The sequence below is a fragment of the Peribacillus sp. NPDC101480 genome, from assembly GCF_050277335.1.
Lineage (GTDB): Bacteria > Bacillota > Bacilli > Bacillales > DSM-1321 > Peribacillus.
Genome location: NZ_JBNNSB010000002.1, coordinates 358,101 through 375,282, shown reverse-complemented (window position 1 = coordinate 375,282; position 17,182 = coordinate 358,101). Strand labels below are relative to the sequence as shown.

General features: G+C 40.7%; 15 protein-coding genes. 10 read left to right on the top strand and 5 right to left on the bottom strand.

The window, feature by feature from the left end; translation table 11 throughout:
- Positions 1–17: 17 nt before the first annotated feature.
- From phnX to ACQKMF_RS09350, 6 genes are all read left to right on the top strand, one after another.
- On the top strand, positions 18–848 hold the full coding sequence (gene phnX, locus ACQKMF_RS09375; protein ID WP_427572751.1) for a phosphonoacetaldehyde hydrolase: 831 nt from the start codon (positions 18–20) through the stop codon (positions 846–848).
- A 173-nt stretch (positions 849–1,021) separates the two neighbouring features.
- Positions 1,022–2,785 (top strand): sulfoacetaldehyde acetyltransferase, encoded by a 1,764-nt coding sequence (gene xsc, locus ACQKMF_RS09370; protein ID WP_101221794.1) that lies wholly within the window; start codon positions 1,022–1,024, stop codon positions 2,783–2,785.
- 149 nt (positions 2,786–2,934) lie between these two features.
- Positions 2,935–4,287, top strand: coding sequence for an aminotransferase (locus ACQKMF_RS09365; RefSeq protein ID WP_402942972.1), 1,353 nt, complete (start codon positions 2,935–2,937; stop codon positions 4,285–4,287).
- A 150-nt stretch (positions 4,288–4,437) separates the two neighbouring features.
- Positions 4,438–5,187 (top strand): PIG-L family deacetylase, encoded by a 750-nt coding sequence (locus tag ACQKMF_RS09360; RefSeq protein WP_402942296.1) that lies wholly within the window; start codon positions 4,438–4,440, stop codon positions 5,185–5,187.
- A gap of 45 nt (positions 5,188–5,232) precedes the next feature.
- On the top strand, positions 5,233–6,285 hold the full coding sequence (locus ACQKMF_RS09355; RefSeq protein ID WP_101221796.1) for a YeiH family protein: 1,053 nt from the start codon (positions 5,233–5,235) through the stop codon (positions 6,283–6,285).
- A gap of 275 nt (positions 6,286–6,560) precedes the next feature.
- Positions 6,561–7,268 (top strand): GntR family transcriptional regulator, encoded by a 708-nt coding sequence (locus ACQKMF_RS09350; RefSeq protein ID WP_101221797.1) that lies wholly within the window; start codon positions 6,561–6,563, stop codon positions 7,266–7,268.
- Positions 7,269–7,440: 172 nt separating this feature from the next.
- Here the strand turns inward: ACQKMF_RS09350 and ACQKMF_RS09345 are convergent, their stop codons facing one another.
- The gene (locus ACQKMF_RS09345) at positions 7,441–7,965 is read right to left on the bottom strand and encodes a divergent PAP2 family protein (protein ID WP_230176586.1); all 525 of its coding nucleotides are present in this window, start codon (positions 7,963–7,965) and stop codon (positions 7,441–7,443) included.
- A gap of 260 nt (positions 7,966–8,225) precedes the next feature.
- On the opposite strand from ACQKMF_RS09345, the gene ACQKMF_RS09340 reads away from it, so the two are divergent.
- Both ACQKMF_RS09340 and ACQKMF_RS09335 read left to right on the top strand, forming a co-directional pair.
- Positions 8,226–8,597 carry a hypothetical protein gene (locus ACQKMF_RS09340; protein WP_397314672.1) on the top strand — a complete coding sequence of 124 codons (372 nt, stop codon included), beginning with the start codon at positions 8,226–8,228 and terminating at the stop codon, positions 8,595–8,597.
- A 29-nt stretch (positions 8,598–8,626) separates the two neighbouring features.
- Positions 8,627–9,895 (top strand): erythromycin esterase family protein, encoded by a 1,269-nt coding sequence (locus ACQKMF_RS09335; protein WP_427572747.1) that lies wholly within the window; start codon positions 8,627–8,629, stop codon positions 9,893–9,895.
- A 640-nt stretch (positions 9,896–10,535) separates the two neighbouring features.
- Here the strand turns inward: ACQKMF_RS09335 and ACQKMF_RS09330 are convergent.
- The gene (locus ACQKMF_RS09330; protein WP_260357442.1) at positions 10,536–10,973 is read right to left on the bottom strand and encodes a GNAT family N-acetyltransferase; all 438 of its coding nucleotides are present in this window, start codon (positions 10,971–10,973) and stop codon (positions 10,536–10,538) included.
- 124 nt (positions 10,974–11,097) lie between these two features.
- Here ACQKMF_RS09330 and ACQKMF_RS09325 point away from each other — a divergent pair, with 124 nt between their 5' ends.
- Positions 11,098–11,550 (top strand): MarR family winged helix-turn-helix transcriptional regulator, encoded by a 453-nt coding sequence (locus ACQKMF_RS09325; RefSeq protein ID WP_063233436.1) that lies wholly within the window; start codon positions 11,098–11,100, stop codon positions 11,548–11,550.
- A gap of 101 nt (positions 11,551–11,651) precedes the next feature.
- Here the strand turns inward: ACQKMF_RS09325 and ACQKMF_RS09320 are convergent, their stop codons facing one another.
- The 3 genes from ACQKMF_RS09320 to ACQKMF_RS09310 are packed head-to-tail and all read right to left on the bottom strand — an operon-like array spanning position 11,652 to position 15,708.
- Positions 11,652–13,511, bottom strand: a complete 1,860-nt coding sequence (locus ACQKMF_RS09320; RefSeq protein ID WP_402942303.1) for an ABC transporter ATP-binding protein — start codon at positions 13,509–13,511, stop codon at positions 11,652–11,654.
- Positions 13,508–15,232, bottom strand: coding sequence for an ABC transporter ATP-binding protein (locus ACQKMF_RS09315; protein ID WP_427572743.1), 1,725 nt, complete (start codon positions 15,230–15,232; stop codon positions 13,508–13,510). Before ACQKMF_RS09315 ends, ACQKMF_RS09320 begins: the two co-directional genes overlap by 4 nt.
- Positions 15,229–15,708: a MarR family winged helix-turn-helix transcriptional regulator gene (locus ACQKMF_RS09310; RefSeq protein WP_101221808.1), complete on the bottom strand. Its 480-nt coding sequence runs from the start codon at positions 15,706–15,708 to the stop codon at positions 15,229–15,231. Before ACQKMF_RS09310 ends, ACQKMF_RS09315 begins: the two co-directional genes overlap by 4 nt.
- A gap of 473 nt (positions 15,709–16,181) precedes the next feature.
- Between ACQKMF_RS09310 and ACQKMF_RS09305 the strand changes: the two genes are divergently transcribed.
- Positions 16,182–17,177, top strand: a complete 996-nt coding sequence (locus ACQKMF_RS09305) for a thiamine pyrophosphate-dependent dehydrogenase E1 component subunit alpha (RefSeq protein WP_101221809.1) — start codon at positions 16,182–16,184, stop codon at positions 17,175–17,177.
- Positions 17,178–17,182: the final 5 nt, after the last annotated feature.

Sequence of the window (17,182 nt, the reverse complement as noted above, 5' to 3'; positions counted from 1 at the left end):
AAGGAGGGGAGCATAGATTGGAAAATGCAAAAGAATGCAAAGAGGTTCAGGCAGTCATATTTGATTGGGCAGGAACGACGGTGGATTATGGTTGTTTTGCGCCGGTCCAAGCATTTGTCGAGATATTCAGGATAAGGGGGATAGATATTACCATTAGGGAAGCAAGGGAACCTATGGGTTTATTGAAAATGGATCATATAATGGAACTCCTGAAAATGAAACGAATCTCCAATTTATGGATTGCTAAATTCGGGAAAGAACCGGACGAAAGAGATCTAAAATCATTAAATAAGGACTTTGAGGCTTTGCTTTTTAAGGTTCTCAAGGAGAACGCCAAGCCAATACCAGGCGTAATTGAATTAGTTGGCCGTTTAAGGCAGCAAGGAATAAAAATCGGTTCGACAACAGGGTATACTCGTGAAATGATTGATGTTGTTAAAGAAGAGGCAGAAAAATGGGGCTATCAACCAGATTCCATCGTTGCGTCTACCGAAGTGCCGGCAGGAAGGCCTGCCCCATGGATGTGCTTTAAGACGGCGATGAATCTCCAAGTGTATCCACTCAGCAAAATCGTTAAAGTCGGCGATACGATCAGTAACATCAAAGAAGGCATTTCTGCGGGAATGTGGACTGTTGCCGTATTGAAGGGCGGCAGTGAAATCGGCCTTTCAGAAGCAGAAATCAACGAAATGGACCCATATGATCTGCAAAAACGGATGAAGCATGCAGAAAATCGTTTTTGGAATGCAGGTGCCGATTTCGTAATTGATGAAATAGGTGATTTATTGGAAATCATCGATAGGATCAACTACAGATTGACAGAAAAAAAGGATACATTCATTGGTTAAAAAGAATCTTATATATGAGTTAGTGACTATAATGGTAAGATACTTTAAATAAATTCAAAATATTCAATTTATTTATTGACTGTTTCATCCAATGGTAGTATTATACATCTTATAACTGGTACGGACGTCGCAACGTCATTATCAGAAATAACTATAATTAAGGAGAATGTGCTATGGTCGAAACAAAAATGTTAAGAGGTACGAAAGTTAAAATGACACCAAGTGAAGCCATCGTTGAGACATTAGTGGCCGAGGGAGTTAAACATATCTCGGGAATTCTGGGATCTGCTTTCATGGATATGCTTGATTTATTGCCAACTGCAGGCATTCGTTTCATTGGTGTCCGCCATGAACAAAGTGCAGCACATATGGAAGATGCATATTGTCGTGTCTCCGGGGTTGCAGGAGTTGTCATCGGGCAAAACGGGCCTGGAATGACGAATATGGTCACCTCTGTTGCAGCGGCCAATCAAGCTCATACTCCTATGGTGGTCATATCACCTTCAGCTGGTACACCAACGGTAGGATGGGATGGTTTTCAAGAATGTGATCAGGTTTCCATCTTCAAGGCAATCACGAAAGAAACGGTTAGAGTGACACACCCTGGCCGGGTCGCTGATTGCCTCAGGACAGCATTTCGGATTGCCTATGCCGAGAGGGGGCCGGTTTTATTCGATATTCCCCGTGATTACTTCTATGGTGAAGTGGAAGATCAAATACTTCAACCACATCAATATCGCGTAGATGAACGGGGATGCGGATCATCTGCATCATTGGATAGAGCAGCGGAAATTTTAGCTGAAGCTGAGTATCCTGTCATCATTTCCGGTAGGGGAACAGTTGATTCGGATGGCATTGAAGAAATTAAGAATATTGCAGAATATTTAACAGCTCCAGTAGCTGTCTCCTATATGCATAATGATGCCTTTCCTGCTGATCATCCATTATCAGTCGGTCCAATCGGTTACATGGGTTCAAAGGCTGCCATGAATACACTTAAGAAGGCGGACGTCATATTGGCGGTCGGTACTAGATTATCGGTATTTGGAACGCTACCATGCTATGACATTGATTATTTCCCTAAAGATGCACAAATCATCCAAATAGATATTAACCCGAGGCAAATAGCGAGGACGCACCCTGTGGAAGTTGGGATCATCGGAGATGCCCGTGAAGCTAGCCATGAAATCTTGAAACGGTTGAAGGCTAGTAAACCTAACCTGAAACAAGAAAAAAAGCGGATGGTCGAAGTAACGAATGAAAAACAAAAATGGGAAGAAGAATTGGTGAGACTTGCGATGATCGATGGAACGCCAATCAATCCGCGTCGAGCCCTATTGGAATTGACTAAAGTGTTGCCTGAAAATGCCATCGTTACTACAGATATCGGTAATGTATCGTCAACTGCAAACGCTTACTTAAAGTTCAACCAGAGCCGCAGGCATATCGCAGCGCTTACATTCGGGAACACGGGATTTGCTTACCCATCCGCACTTGGTGCCAAGTTAGCTGAGCCGAATACGCCTGTTTTAGCCATTGTTGGAGATGGAGCGTGGGGCATGAGCTTACATGAAGTGAGTACGGCCGTTGAAGAAAATATACCGGTCATAGCATGTGTCTTCAATAATAATGCATGGTGTGCAGAGAAAAAGAATCAGGTCGATTTTTATAATAACCGTTTTGTAGGGGCGGATATCCAAAATCCTGATTTCGCAGAAGTTGCCCGATCAATGGGTGCTGTTGGTATAAGAGTCGAAAAAGCTGACGAGTTAGGGGCTGTCATTGAAGAAGCAATAAAATCAAATAAACCGACTGTCATTGATATACAAGTAGATGGAACACAATTAGCTCCGCCATTTAGAAAAGATGCATTAAAAATGCCTACTAGATTATTAGAAAAGTATTCTCATTTAGATCATAAAAACTGGGATAAATAATGGTATGAAACTAGAGTGATATGACAGGTGCGATGACTTGAATTTTGGGTCATTGCACCATCACCCATTCGCTCTATAAAGGTCAGTAACAACATGGGAACTCAACTTAATTGCATTCGATGAATAATAAGGGGGTTTCAAAAGTGAAGATGGAAACTGAAACGAAAGACCTTGTTCAAATGGATAAAGACCATTTATGGCATGCGATGCATCGCTATAATGAAAAGGATTCTCCCATGATGGCTACAGAAGGCTCCGGCTCATGGTTCACAGATGCTAAAGGGGATAAATATTTAGATGGGGTTTCCGGTTTGTGGTGCTTGAACCTGGGTCATGGAAGAAAAGAGATTGCCCAGGCAGCGTATGAACAAATGGTTAACTTATCTTACTTCCCTTTAACGTTAAGCCATAAGCCGGCAATCGAATTATCTGCAAAAATAAGTGAGCATTTAAAGGGCTCCTATACAACGTTTTTTACGAACAGCGGCTCTGAGGCGAATGAGACAGCTTTTAAAATAGCCAGGCAATATCATTCCCAAAATGGCAATCAGGGTAAATACAAATTCATCTCTAGGTATAGAGCTTATCATGGCAATACTTTTGGCGCGCTAAGCGCGACCGCACAGGCAAACCGGAGAGTGAAATATGATCCGGCGGTTCCAGGTTTCCTGCATGTGCCACCGCCGTACAATTATCGAAGCCCATTTGGGGAAAACGTTGAAAACTCCGATTTGCTTGCAGCTGAATATATCGATCAGGTCATTAATTTTGAAGGAGCTGAAACGGTAGCGGGTGTTATTCTTGAACCATTCATCTCTGGTGGCGGGGTCCTTATTCCTTCAAAAGAATACTTAACGAGGGTTTCGGAAATCTGTAAGAAGCATGATGTTCTTTTAATTGTGGATGAAGTGGTTTCAGGTTTTGGAAGAACCGGAAAAATGTTTGGGTTCATGCACTCCGATGGCGTTCAACCGGATATTGTAACAATGGCAAAGGGTTTGACCAGCGGTTATCTTCCACTTGGAGCAACGGCAGTGAATTCAAGGATTTATGAGAAATTCAAAGAGAACGGAAATTTAAATCATTTCAGGCATGTGTCAACATATGGAGGTCACCCTGCATCTTGCGCAGTTGCCCTTAAGAACATTGAAATCTTGGAAAATGAAAAAATCGTTCAGCGAGTATCTGAACTTAGTGAGTCGACACTAAGTGAGCTATTTGAATTGACAGCCCTTGATAAAGTAGGGGAAGTTCGGGGAGTAGGGTTTTTATACGGCATTGAATTAGTGGAAGATAAAAAGGCAAAAACACCAGTTTCCGATGAGTTCATGGGTAAAATAATCGGGGCTTGCAAGGAAAAGGGCCTTATCATCGGCCGGAATGGTGATACAGTTCCTGGATATGGTAATGTACTGATCATTGCGCCGCCTTTATCTTCGACCGTTGAAGATTTACGCTTTGTCATAGAAACCGTTAAATCCGTTTTATATGAATTATGCTAACAAAAAAGATGATTAACTTTAGGGTGCTATATTTATAGACGAAAAATGAAGATGGGCATGATATGTCTAGCAGCTTTGACATCCATGTCCATTTTTTCATATTGGGTCTAACAGTGTGGGAAAACTGGAGAATCCGGAGTAGGAGGAAATATGCAATCACAACAAAGATTATTGGTGGTTCTGGCACATCCCGATGATGAGTCATTCCTGTGTGGCGGAACCATTGCTAAAATGTCTGAGCAAGGTGTTCATATAACCTTACTATGTGCGACAAAAGGCGAAATGGGCAGGCGCATGGGAAATCCCATTCTTACAACAAGGGAGGCATTGCCTGGACTAAGGGTAAAGGAGTTAAAAAACGCTTGTGAAGAATTGGGGATCAGCGACCTGCGATTTTTAAACGTGAGGGATAAAACGATAGAATTTGAGAGCTTCGATCTATTGGCGGAGAGAATCGTAAAGGTGATACGTGAAGTTCAGCCAGAGGCACTAGTAACATTCCATGAGAAATATGGGGGGCATCCAGACCATTGTGCGATTGGCCGTGCTGCCGGATTTGCTTATCTAAATTCCGGTGATCCCGATTTTTATCCAGATCCAGTATTTCCAGCTTTTAAGGTTCATAGTCTGTACTTTGTCCTTTGGCATGCTTTTTATGATGAATGGTTTAAGGAATACGGGCTGAGCAGGATTACAGAAGTGGATATAGCAGGGACTTTACAGAAAAAGATCCGTGCCTTAAGGGCCCATCGCTCCCAGACTCTAGCAGTTCCTGAATTATGGGGGAATCAAAATCCAAGCTTGCCTTTTTTAAAGGAATCCGAGTATTTTATCAAAGGGAATTCGCCTACCAATATAGAAGAAATCGATTTTTTTCAATCGATTGAAAGGTTGGGATGATTCGTAATTTGGGCATTAGTTTATCTGGAAAGGGGGAAGGAATGTATGGAATTAGAAAAATATGAGCCACTGGAAGAAATACCTCAGGCACAGCAAAAACCGCTTCAAAATAAGGTGCTTTTGTGGCTGAGCGGTATCGCTTTCACCTTTTTTATTGCCCTCTTAGGCTTGGGGCTGTCCAAGATTTCGGGATTCAATCGAATCGGCCCTCTTGCATGCTCGATCATCATTGCCGTGATTTATCGTCAAATTGCGGGATATCCAGAAAAGTTCCGGACGGGAATTGAATTTTCCGCAAAAAAACTTTTGCGTTTTGCCATCATTTTATACGGGTTGAAATTAAATATCGATGTTATTTTCAATCAAGGACTGCCATTGTTGGTACGTGACATAGGGACAGTAACATTTGCCATAGTCGTGATGGTCCTGATTGCAAAGTGGTTTAAGGCAGATGCTTCCATTTCGCTTCTTCTTGCTGTAGGAACCGGTATATGCGGGGCAGCAGCCATCGCGGCCATATCTCCAATCGTGAAAGCGAAGGAAGAGGATACAGCCATCGGCGTTGGGATAATCGCTTTAATGGGAACACTTTTCTCGATTATATATACCCTTTTACGTCCGATTCTTCCGCTGTCTGCTTTGGATTATGGAATCTGGTCTGGGATCAGCCTTCATGAAATCGCCCATGTTGCATTGGCAGGAGCACCGGCTGGTGAAGATGCGCTAGCGATTGCACTACTCGCAAAATTAGGCCGTGTCTTTTTACTTATCCCATTATGTTTCATTTTTATGTATTGGATGAAAAAACGCACATCCGGGAAGATGGGCCATGATGCTAAAATCGATTTTCCATGGTTCCTCGTTGGTTTTATAATCATGAGTTTAATAGGAAGTTATGTGTTTGGAACTTATATTACGGTGTCTCCTCTTGTAATGGATGGCATTTCCAAAACGACTACATTTATATTGACAATGGCCATGATCGGTCTTGGACTGAATGTAAGCCTGCAGGCACTGCGGACAAAAGCCATGCGTCCTCTTTTAGCCATGACCATTACCTCTTTGCTGCTTTCCATCATCTCGTACTTTATCGTTTAATATATAAGCTTTCCATTGATGTCCCAGTTAGATAAGCCTGAAAATGTGATGAATAATGCATATGGATAGCCCTGAATATATTAATCTATTCAGGTTTTTTTTATTCGTTCGAAGAAAACGTTTTTGGAAATGTAGGAGTGGAAATTTGATAAAATCCTAATTTAAGGAAAAAAATAAGTGTTGACATGTTTGAATATTATAACTATTTGGTTTACAATATAAGAAATATAAGAACTGATACGAACATTACGATTTTTCTGTTTGGAGGAAATTTTATGGAGTTAGACTTTAAAAATCCAATCCCTTTGCATGCTCAATTGAAAACCATATTGGAAAATCAGATTTTGGAAGGTTATTATAAAGACAAAATCCCTAGTGAAAGGGAACTCATGGATATGTATTCTGTCAGCAGGAGTACTGTACGGGAAGCCGTATCCATCCTGGTTCGTGAGGGAATATTGGAAAAGAGGCATGGAAAGGGAACGTTCGTTTCCCTTAAACCTGTACAAGAATGGCTAAAGATGATAAGTTTCACTGAAACCACTAAAAGCATGGGAATTAAATTACTAGATCATGGCCGTGTAATGACACCTGAAAATATTGCTGATGCAAATGGGTTCGAAGATGAATCTTACCATATTAAAAGGCTGCGGTTACAGGGAGATGTCCCCATAGCCATTGAATTGCATTATTATTCTTTGGACCTAGGAAAAAAATTGACGAAATTCGATTTAAGTACAACCGTATTGTATGATGCACTCGAAGGTGATCTAAACATTGACTTTTGTGAGGCGGAACAAATCATAACCTGCGGCTTTCCAACAAAAGAAGATGCAGAACATTTAGGTATAGCCGAAACGATGTGCTTGTTGATTACAGAACGAATGATTTTTGATTCTGATGGTAATTTAGTAGAGTATTACAAAGGATTATTCCGATCTGATATGTACTCATTCGCAATGAAAATGTCCCGGAAGAATTGATTTTGGGGACATGATATAACCTAAGCCTTTCTAAGAAGTAGAGAGGCTTAGGTTATTATAAATCCTACCAGTATATACTATGATACGACTTTTAATGGAGAGTTTGTCTATGTTTATAACATAGGCATGTTTTAATATAATCTATTGTTATGATCAAATTACATACCTTATTTCAAGATCTAGAATATCTATGCTTGCCCAACGTTTTCAGCCGTTTGGTTTTTGAGGGCTTGTCATCCTCCAATTTAGCTGAGATAAGCCCAAGTACCACTCCAAGCAACGCACCTGCCCCCACTTCCACAGGCTGATGTCCGAGCAGTTCATTCAGTTCCTTCTCACGCTCCACAAACTCAAAGCTCGGAAACTCTCCCGAAAATTTCGCCATATTATCTTCAAGATCATTCACAAGCTTAGCAATTTCACCTGTATGGCGCCGAATCCCCTGAGCATCATACATCACAATCACGCCAAACACTGTCGCAAGAGCTGTTTCCGTATGCAGCCATCCTTTATTAGCTGCCACATAGGATGCCAGTGCGGCCACACCGGCAGAGTGCGAACTAGGCATGCCACCTGTTGTGAAAGCCTGCTTCAAGTCCCACTTTCCCGTCAGCTTATAATGCGTTAAAATTTTCAGTCCTTGCGCAATGCCGATCGCCGAAAGCGCCGTTAAAATTCCCCGATTCATCTTTTCCATGAGCAACTCCTCCACTCCAGACCAGTCCAACCCAATCCAGGATTTTATCTTCCCTCTTTTGATACCCCAATAATAATTTTTATATGCAGCAGTTCCATGATTATCGGCATTTAATAACAGCCTGCTTAATTTCCGACCTAGGGGGTTCTGACTTGCTTTTTTCGGAGAAGGTCACCATTTTATAATAATATTTATAGGATGGGTCACTTAAGGAAAATATATAACGGAAGATTATTAACAGGTGTTAAGGTGGCAATGGGATGAACAAGATCAAGGATATGAATCCGGAAGAGTTAAAAAAGATCATGACGGTAACCGAGCGAATGTCTTTCACAAAAAATTTCAGGTCTGCTACTGCTGAAGAATGGTTTGTTTTCATTCCCGGCTTTAATGATCCAGTTACTGGAGGAGCTGCTGGAAAGGCTATAGTTCACTACAATCTATATGGAAACAAAGATATGTTCATTAACACGACGGTCATTCTGGATGACCCTGTTTTATTTGAGGTGAAAAACTTTCAGCTGGTTTACTCTATTTGTGATGAACTTATAAATCGTCTCGTGGGATACGCTGATACTTTACTTTCCGTTCACGCAGGTTCAAATTCTTACAATGCTGAGTATAAACGATAATGTTCGTAAGAGAACAAGGAGGAAAAACAGTGCATCATAATCTGGTTCAGTCAATAATTGAACAATCAGTCATGCTTAAAAGTGAAGCGGATTGGGATAAACTCGTAGAACAAGTCAATAAATCCAAATTTGTTTTGCTGGGTGAGGCATCACATGGAACATCCGAGTTTTACACGGCCCGAGTTGAAATTACAAAAAAACTGATTCAAGAAAAAGGGTTCACCTTTGTAGCCGTTGAAGGCGATTGGCCCGCATGCCAGGCAATCAATAGGTATGTTAAAGGCTATGACCTAGTGACTAAATCGGCAAGGGATGTGCTTAAAGGTTTTAACCGCTGGCCGACATGGATGTGGGCAAACGAGGAAATGATCGACCTGATTGAATGGATGAAAGAATACAATGAGTCCGGACAAAATCAAACGAAAGTTGGATTTTATGGGATAGATATCTATAGTCTTTGGGAATCCATGGATGAAGTTATCCATTACTTAAAACAAATTGATTCACTTGACCTCGAGGCTGCCAGACAGGCGTTCACATGTTTTGAGCCATTCAATCGGAATAATGAGGAGTACGCAGTTTCCGCAGGCATTTTTTCAGAAGACTGTATAGATGAGGTTGCCAAATTGCTGACGACTATTCAACGAAAAAAAGAAAAATACCCTCATCATGAAGAATTGAATTTAAACCTTCAAGTGAATGCATTGGTAGCGTATAATGCAGAAAATTATTACAGGACGATGGTGGTTCATGATGATAAATCATGGAATATTCGAGATATGCATATGGTGGATGCGCTTAATGAAATTATGGATTTTTACGGTTCTGATGGCAAGGCGATTGTATGGGAACATAATACCCATGTTGGCGATGCCAGCGCTACAGATATGAGAGATTCCGGGATGATTAACGTCGGGCAGGTCATTCGTGAACAAAACTCAACTGAAGATGTATTTATCACAGGTTTCGGAACCTATAGGGGAACCGTTATTGCAGCAGATGAATGGGGCAAGGATTTTGAAATAAAAACAGTACCACCGGCTATGAATGGAAGTTGGGAGGAGGCTATGCACCTTTCAGGCGCGTATGATAAGTTGCTCATTTTCACCGATGAAAATCGTCAGCTATTCCAAGATAGAATTGGACATCGGGCTATCGGAGTTGTATACCGACCGGAATATGAACAATACGGAAACTATGTACCTTCTGTAATGTCAGATAGATATGATGCGTTTGTTTACATTGATGAAACGCAGGCCCTTCACCCGCTTGTTCATGAAAAAGCACCCGTTATGTAAAAAAGACAAAGCCATATATAACTTTCGTGTTATAAATGGCTTTGTCTTTTGTTCGTGCTTATTCTTAACACCGCTGCCTTTTATTTTAAGACTTATGAAAAGCTAATGAAATCGTTGCGTGCAAAGCGATTTAATATTTAAATTAAAAACCATCCTTTTAAGGAAGGTTTTTAACTTGATATCTATTTGCAGAAGGGAATCCTAAACAGACGGTGTAATAAAGAAAGAGGTAAAATGACAAAGACAGTGCGAGATGACTACACCTGAAAAGACTGATACATCAGCTTTTTTTCTTTGTTTAAAAATTAACTAGTACCAATTATGTAGAAAACAATTGACCTAGACCCATATTAAATGGAGCAGGTGTGCGAGACTCCTGCGGGAAAAGCGCGTCAAAGGGGAGACCCAGCAGGCGCAAAGGCGCCGAGGAGGCCCCGGTTTTACAAACACATAAAACTGTAGACAAACTTGATTTTCATCGAGTTTGTCTACAGTTTGAGAAGACTAAAAATAGTCTTTTTTTATATTTACAAATTGATCAACGTAAGTATATTTTATGGTTAAAGAACATCCAAGTGTAAATAATATGATCCCCATCAAATTAGGTTAATGTTTGTTTTACCCACATTTAGCACACTTTTCATTCATTAATTCTTTTTATCATTAAAAGATGTGGACCGCCATCTTCCATAAAGACATCGGATGAAGTCTGATAGCCGAGTTTTTTATAAAAACCCTCTGCCTGTGTTTGCCCATGTAATTTCACCTGGGATATTTCCTTTTTCTTTGCGATTTCTTCTAACGTTTTAATTATTATTTTTCCAAGACCAAACTTACGGTAGGGCTCTAAGATGCAAATTCTCTCCAATTTTCCTAAACCATCAACAACTCTTAACCTACCAGTTCCGACTGGTTTTTCATTATAATAGACTAATATGTGTTCAGATAAAGCATTAAGTGTATCGTATTCATCAAATTCACTTTCTAAAGCGAAGCCTTGTTCCTGAACAAATACCTCTTTTCTGATTTGAAAGGCTACTTTTAAATCACTTTCTGTAGTTATTCTCTTTGAATCCAATGTTCTTCATCCCTTTTCTAGATTTATTCAGTAAGACAAGTCATAATATATGTATAACTTTTTTATAGTATATACGAAATTAATTTTGTTGTAAATACAACAAAAAAAGTCAGGGGCTTTTTGAATGAAGGAAATACTCCGTGAAATTGGAATGATAGCAAGGGCATTGGACTCTATAAGTAATATCGAATTTAAAGAATTTGACCTAACAAAAGGGCAGTATTTGTATCTTGTTCGAATATGTGAAAATCCAGGAATCATTCAGGAAAAGTTAGCAGAGATGATTAAGGTTGACCGGACGACAGCAGCTCGGGCCATTAAAAAACTTGAAATTCAAGGGTTTATTGAAAAGAAAAATGATGAGGAAAACAAAAAAATTAAAAAGTTATATGCTACCGATAAAGGTGAGAAGGTTTATCCCTTTTTGAAAAAAGAAGGAGAGTACACCGACAAGGTTGCATTATCGGGATTTTCTTTGGAAGAGACGGAAACGATGTTTCATCTTCTTCAAAGGGTCAGAAAAAATATTGAGGTAGATTGGGAATTTGTGAAAAAGGGCAATAAAAGGGGGTATTGATACGGCTTATAAGTTATTACAGATTAATGAATGGAATGGTATTGGATAAGAATTTTATAAAGAGAGGCTCGATTCCGATTGGGAAATGAGCCTCTTTCTAATTATCCAGCTACATTTTCAGTGAACTGACTATTGTATAGTTCTGCATAGAAACCATTCTCCCTTAAAAGGTCTGAATGCGTTCCCTTCTCTATCACTTTCCCTTGATCCATAACAAGAATCAAATCTGCATCCTTAATTGTTGAGAGGCGATGGGCAATGACAAAGCTAGTTCGTCCTTCCATGAGTCGGTTCATGGCCTTTTGGATAAAGACTTCTGTCCGAGTGTCCACACTAGACGTCGCTTCATCCAATATCATGATTGGTGGATCTGCTAGAACCGCTCGGGCGATTGTCAAAAGCTGCTTTTGGCCTTGTGAGATGTTCGAAGCTTCTTCGTTTAAGATTGTCTCATAACCATCTGGCAGTGTCCGAATGAAATGGTCGGCATGTGCCGTTCGAGCAGCTGCAAAAATTTCTTCATCAGTTGCTCCATTTTTGCCATAAGCGATATTTTCTTTAATCGTACCATTAAAGAGCCAGGTATCTTGAAGTACCATTCCAAAATTCTTTCGAAGATCATTCCGTGACATATTCCGTGTATCAAGACCATCAATATTAATTTTTCCGCCATTGAGTTCATAAAATCTCATCAATAGATTTATCATAGTTGTTTTTCCAGCACCAGTCGGTCCAACAATTGCGACCGTCTGTCCAGGCAAGACATCGATGTTCATATCTTCAATTAACATTTCTTCCCCATATCCAAAGTCCACATGTTCGAAAGAGACAGCACCATTTGCCCTTTTAATTTTAGCTGTGGTTTGTTCTTTCATTTCCTCTTCTTCATCTAGTAGTTCAAAAACACGCTCAGCTGCTGCCACCGTCGACTGAATAATGTTAGCGATGTTAGCCGTTTGTGTGATTGGCTGGGTGAACTGCTTTGAATAAGTGATGAATGCTTGAATGTCACCAATTGAAATCGAACGTTGCGTTACTAATATTCCCCCGACAACGCTGATGAGGACATAGCTCAAATTTCCGATAAAGAACATTATGGGCATGATGATACCCGATATAAACTGGGCTTTGCTCCCCGCTTTATACAATTCTTCATTAACCGCAGTAAACTGGGCACTCGCCTTTTTTTCATATCCGAATGCTTTAACGACTTGATGGCCGGTATATATCTCTTCAATGTGACCATTTAATTGTCCGAGTTTACGCTGTTGATCGGCAAAATATTTTTGGGATCTTTTTAAAATAGGCCGGATTGCAAATATTGACAAAGGTAAGCTGACTATCGAGATTAATGTCAATAACGGGCTTATCGAAAGCATCATGATGATAATCCCCAAAATCGTTACGATTGATGTGATGAACTGCGTTAAGCTTTGCTGAAGGGTGCTACCGATTGTATCAATATCATTTGTCATTCGGCTAAGTGTTTCTCCGTTTGGACGTCCTTCAAAATATTTGAGTGGAAGTTTCTCGAGCTTTTCGTTCACATCTTGTCGAAGATCATATACCGTTTCTTGAGCAACACTTGACATAATGTATTGTTGTACATAGTTGAAAAGGCTGCTTAAAGCATAAAGTCCGGCAAGGAGTAGAAGGATCTGGCCAATTTTATCAAAGTTAATAGCTGCTCCTGGTATTCCCTGGAATTTCCCGTAAGCTCCTTCGAATAATTCTGTAATTGCATTTCCCATGATCTTTGGTCCAACAATCATAAAAATCGTACTCATGATTGCAGCGAAAAACACGGAAATCAATTTGTTGCGCCGCGGTTTTAAATAGGTTAATAGACGTTTTAGAGTTCCTTTAAAATCTTTTGCTTTTTGACCCATCATCATCATGTTACCGCCACCAGGACCATGCCCAACCTGACCGCCGCCTTGAGGTTTTTTTTGATTACTCATGCGATTTCCTCCTCTGTGAGCTGTGATAAGGCGATTTCACGGTAAATGTCGTTTGTACTAAGCAACTCTTGGTGTGTTCCCATACCTACAATGCGGCCTTCGTCCAACACGATGATTCGGTCAGCGTCCACGACCGTACTGACACGCTGTGCAACGAGTAGTACCGTCGAATTTTTCGTTTCATCTTTCAGGGCTGCGCGAAGGTTGGCATCCGTCTTGTAGTCAAGTGCAGAAAAACTATCGTCGAATATATATATATCCGGTTTTCGAATTAGTGCCCGTGCAATCGAAAGCCGTTGTTTTTGCCCCCCTGATAGGTTTGAACCGCCTTGATCGATTTCTGCCTCATAGCCGCCTTTCATGTTGCTGATAAAATCTTCCGCTTGCGCGATCCGAGCCGCATGCTCAACTTCATCTTGTGTGGCTGTTTGTTTTCCAAAGCGAATGTTTTCAGCGATAGTACCTGTAAAGAGGAAGGCCTTTTGTGGTACAAAGCCAATTTTTGAACGAACTTCATCTTGTGATGACTTACGAATATCAACACCATTGACGCGAATCGTTCCACTTGAAATATCATAGAAGCGAGGGATCAAATTGACGAGCGTCGTTTTCCCTGAACCTGTTCCACCAATTATTGCGGTGATTTCACCTGGACTTGCAGTAAAACTAATATCCGATAATGCAGGTTCTTCTGCTCCTGGGTAACTGAACGTCACATGTTCAAATTCAAGAGTACCGTGTACACGATCTGCCTTTTCTGTACCCTCATCCAGGAATGATGGTTTCATGTCAAGGACTTCGTTTATCCTTGTTGCCGACACGGCCGCTCGTGGAACCATAACGAACATCATGGATGCCATAACGAGAGCGAACATGATTTGCATAACATATTGGATAAATGCCATTAAGTCCCCGATCTGCATACCACCGTTATCAATACGAACTCCACCAAACCAAATGATACCGACAACCGTCAAGTTCATTACAAGCATCATTACAGGCATCATGAAGGCCATGATTTTATTGACTTTGATTGAGACATCCGTCAATTCCTTATTCGCTTTCTTTAGACGTTCTTTCTCTTGTGTTTCACGATTGAAGGCACGAATGACGCGAATACCAGTTAAATTTTCCCGTAATACAAGGTTCAACCGGTCTAATCGTTTTTGCACCGTTTGAAAGAGAGGGACACCTTTATATAGAATAAGCAAGATCGAGCCAATCAACAAAGGCATTGTGACAACAATGACAAGGGATAATTTTGCATCCATGGATACAGCCATGATCACTCCGCCGATTAACATGATGGGTGCACTGATAACCATACGAAGCATCATGATAACCACTTGCTGGACTTGTGTTATATCATTGGTCGTCCTTGTAATCAATGACGCCGTACCGACTTCATCAAATTCTTGTAACGAAAATTTTTCAACATGATTAAAGACTCTCAGGCGGAGATCGCGTCCCATCCCCATTGCCGCTTTGGACGAATAATAGCTTGCGATTATGGATGCACATGCGCCAAGTGCGGAAACCAAAAGCATCAAACCACCGATTTTCCAAATATAAGGAGTGTCTCCTCGAACGACGCCTTTGTCAATAATATCGGCCATTAGTGTAGGCAGAAAGAGGTCGGACATGGACTGAATAAAAACCAGACCGATAACTGCTGAAATAATCCACTTATAAACGGATAAATTTTTCAGTATTTTTATCATTTTGTACACTCTCCCTGTTCGGTTGCTTGTGCTTCTAAAAAGTTTGTAATTTGAAGATGTGTTTCTAGCAACTCTTCAAACTGTTCTTCAGAAAGCATTTCAATGGCCATTTGAAAGACTTGGTGAATGCTTCCTTCGTGAAAATGAATCGTTTTTAATAAATCTTTTCCCTGATCTGTGATTGACAACTGAATCTCACGCCGATTGCCCTCCACATGCTCTCGATGGAGCATGCCTGCGCGAACGAGACCATCGACCGCTTGGCTCAAGGTGCTTTTTGGAAGAAATGTTTTCTCCCCGACATTTTTTTGAGTGGTCTCTTTGTAAAGGGTAATGGTCATCAAAATGGAATATTGAGGAACTGTTAATCCATTTTCTGCGGCAGTCTTTTGAACGAATCGCATTATATTTTTCTGCACGTTCCAAAATGAACGCAATAGTTGTACGGAACGCATTAATTGTTTTTCATTCTCCATTCAGCTTCACCATTCTTTCTGTTTTGAACTGTTCCATTACGAACATTTAATTTTATGAATCAATTTAATTTACAGCTATATATCGTCTTAGTCAACAAAAAAATAACTTCAACTCCCCAGTGTTTAGTGTTTGGTGCATGTATTGAAATGAGTTTTCAAGTCAGGTAAGGCTTTCGCGTGAAAACAACCCATACAAAGTGAAATTAACTTGAAAATGTGAGATGAAAAGTGTTAGGATAATATTGAGTTAGTACCAGGTAATAATACTAGATGATAACGCAAATGAGAATGTACGGGTGTTAAGTGGAAAGCGCATGTATACATATAAGAATTTTTCTTCCGTAGATACATAACAGGATTTAAGTTTGCGAGACAAACAAACAGCTAATTAGAAAGATTGGTATTTGTGATACAGGGCCCCATTAAAACAGGGAAATGTATTAATTATTAGGTATTGGGAGGGATGATGAGATATGGATAAAAATCGTCATCTAAAGGCAGGTCTGAGTGATGAGCAGGTGCTTGAGATGTATAGAGTTATGTTGTTGGCAAGACGAATTGATGAACGTATGTGGCTGTTGAACAGATCTGGAAAAATTCCATTTGTCGTTTCTTGTCAAGGGCAAGAAGCAGCTCAAGTGGGGGCTGCATTTGCATTGAATCGTGAAAAGGATTATGTACTTCCTTATTATCGGGATCTCGGAGTGGTGCTCGCGTTTGGGATGACCGCCAGGGATTTAATGTTATCCAGTTTTGCCAAAGCAGAAGATCCTAATTCAGGCGGGCGTCAAATGCCTGGACATTTTGGGCAAAAAAAGAATCGCATCGTGACGGGATCTTCGCCAGTTACCACTCAAGTGCCACATGCAGTGGGGATTGCGCTCGCTGCCAAAATGGAAGGAAAAGATATTGTTTCATTCGTTACATTCGGAGAGGGTTCATCAAACCAAGGTGACTTCCATGAAGGAGCGAATTTTGCAGGTGTACATAAACTTCCGGTTATCTTGATGTGCGAGAATAATCAGTATGCCATTTCCGTCCCTATTGAAAAGCAATTGGCTTGCGGAAAAGTGTCCGACAGGGCCATTGGTTATGGAATGCCAGGGGTGACGGTTGATGGAAATGATCCGATCGAAGTATACCGGGTGGTGAAAGAAGCGGCTGAGAGAGGAAGGCGCGGTGAAGGCCCAAGCTTAATCGAAACGGTTTCATACAGGCTTACACCACACTCAAGCGATGATGATGATAGTCAATACAGGTCGCCTGATGAAGTATCGGAGGCAAAAAAAATAGATTCGATCATTACTTTTGGCGCCTATTTAAAAGCAACAGGAATAATGGATGATCTCATGGAGAAACAAATGAACGAGGAAATAATGAAAGTTGTGAACGAAGCGACGGATTATGCGGAAAATGCTCCATTTGCAAATGAAGACACGCTCTCAAAATATGTTTACGCAGAAAGGTAAGGAGG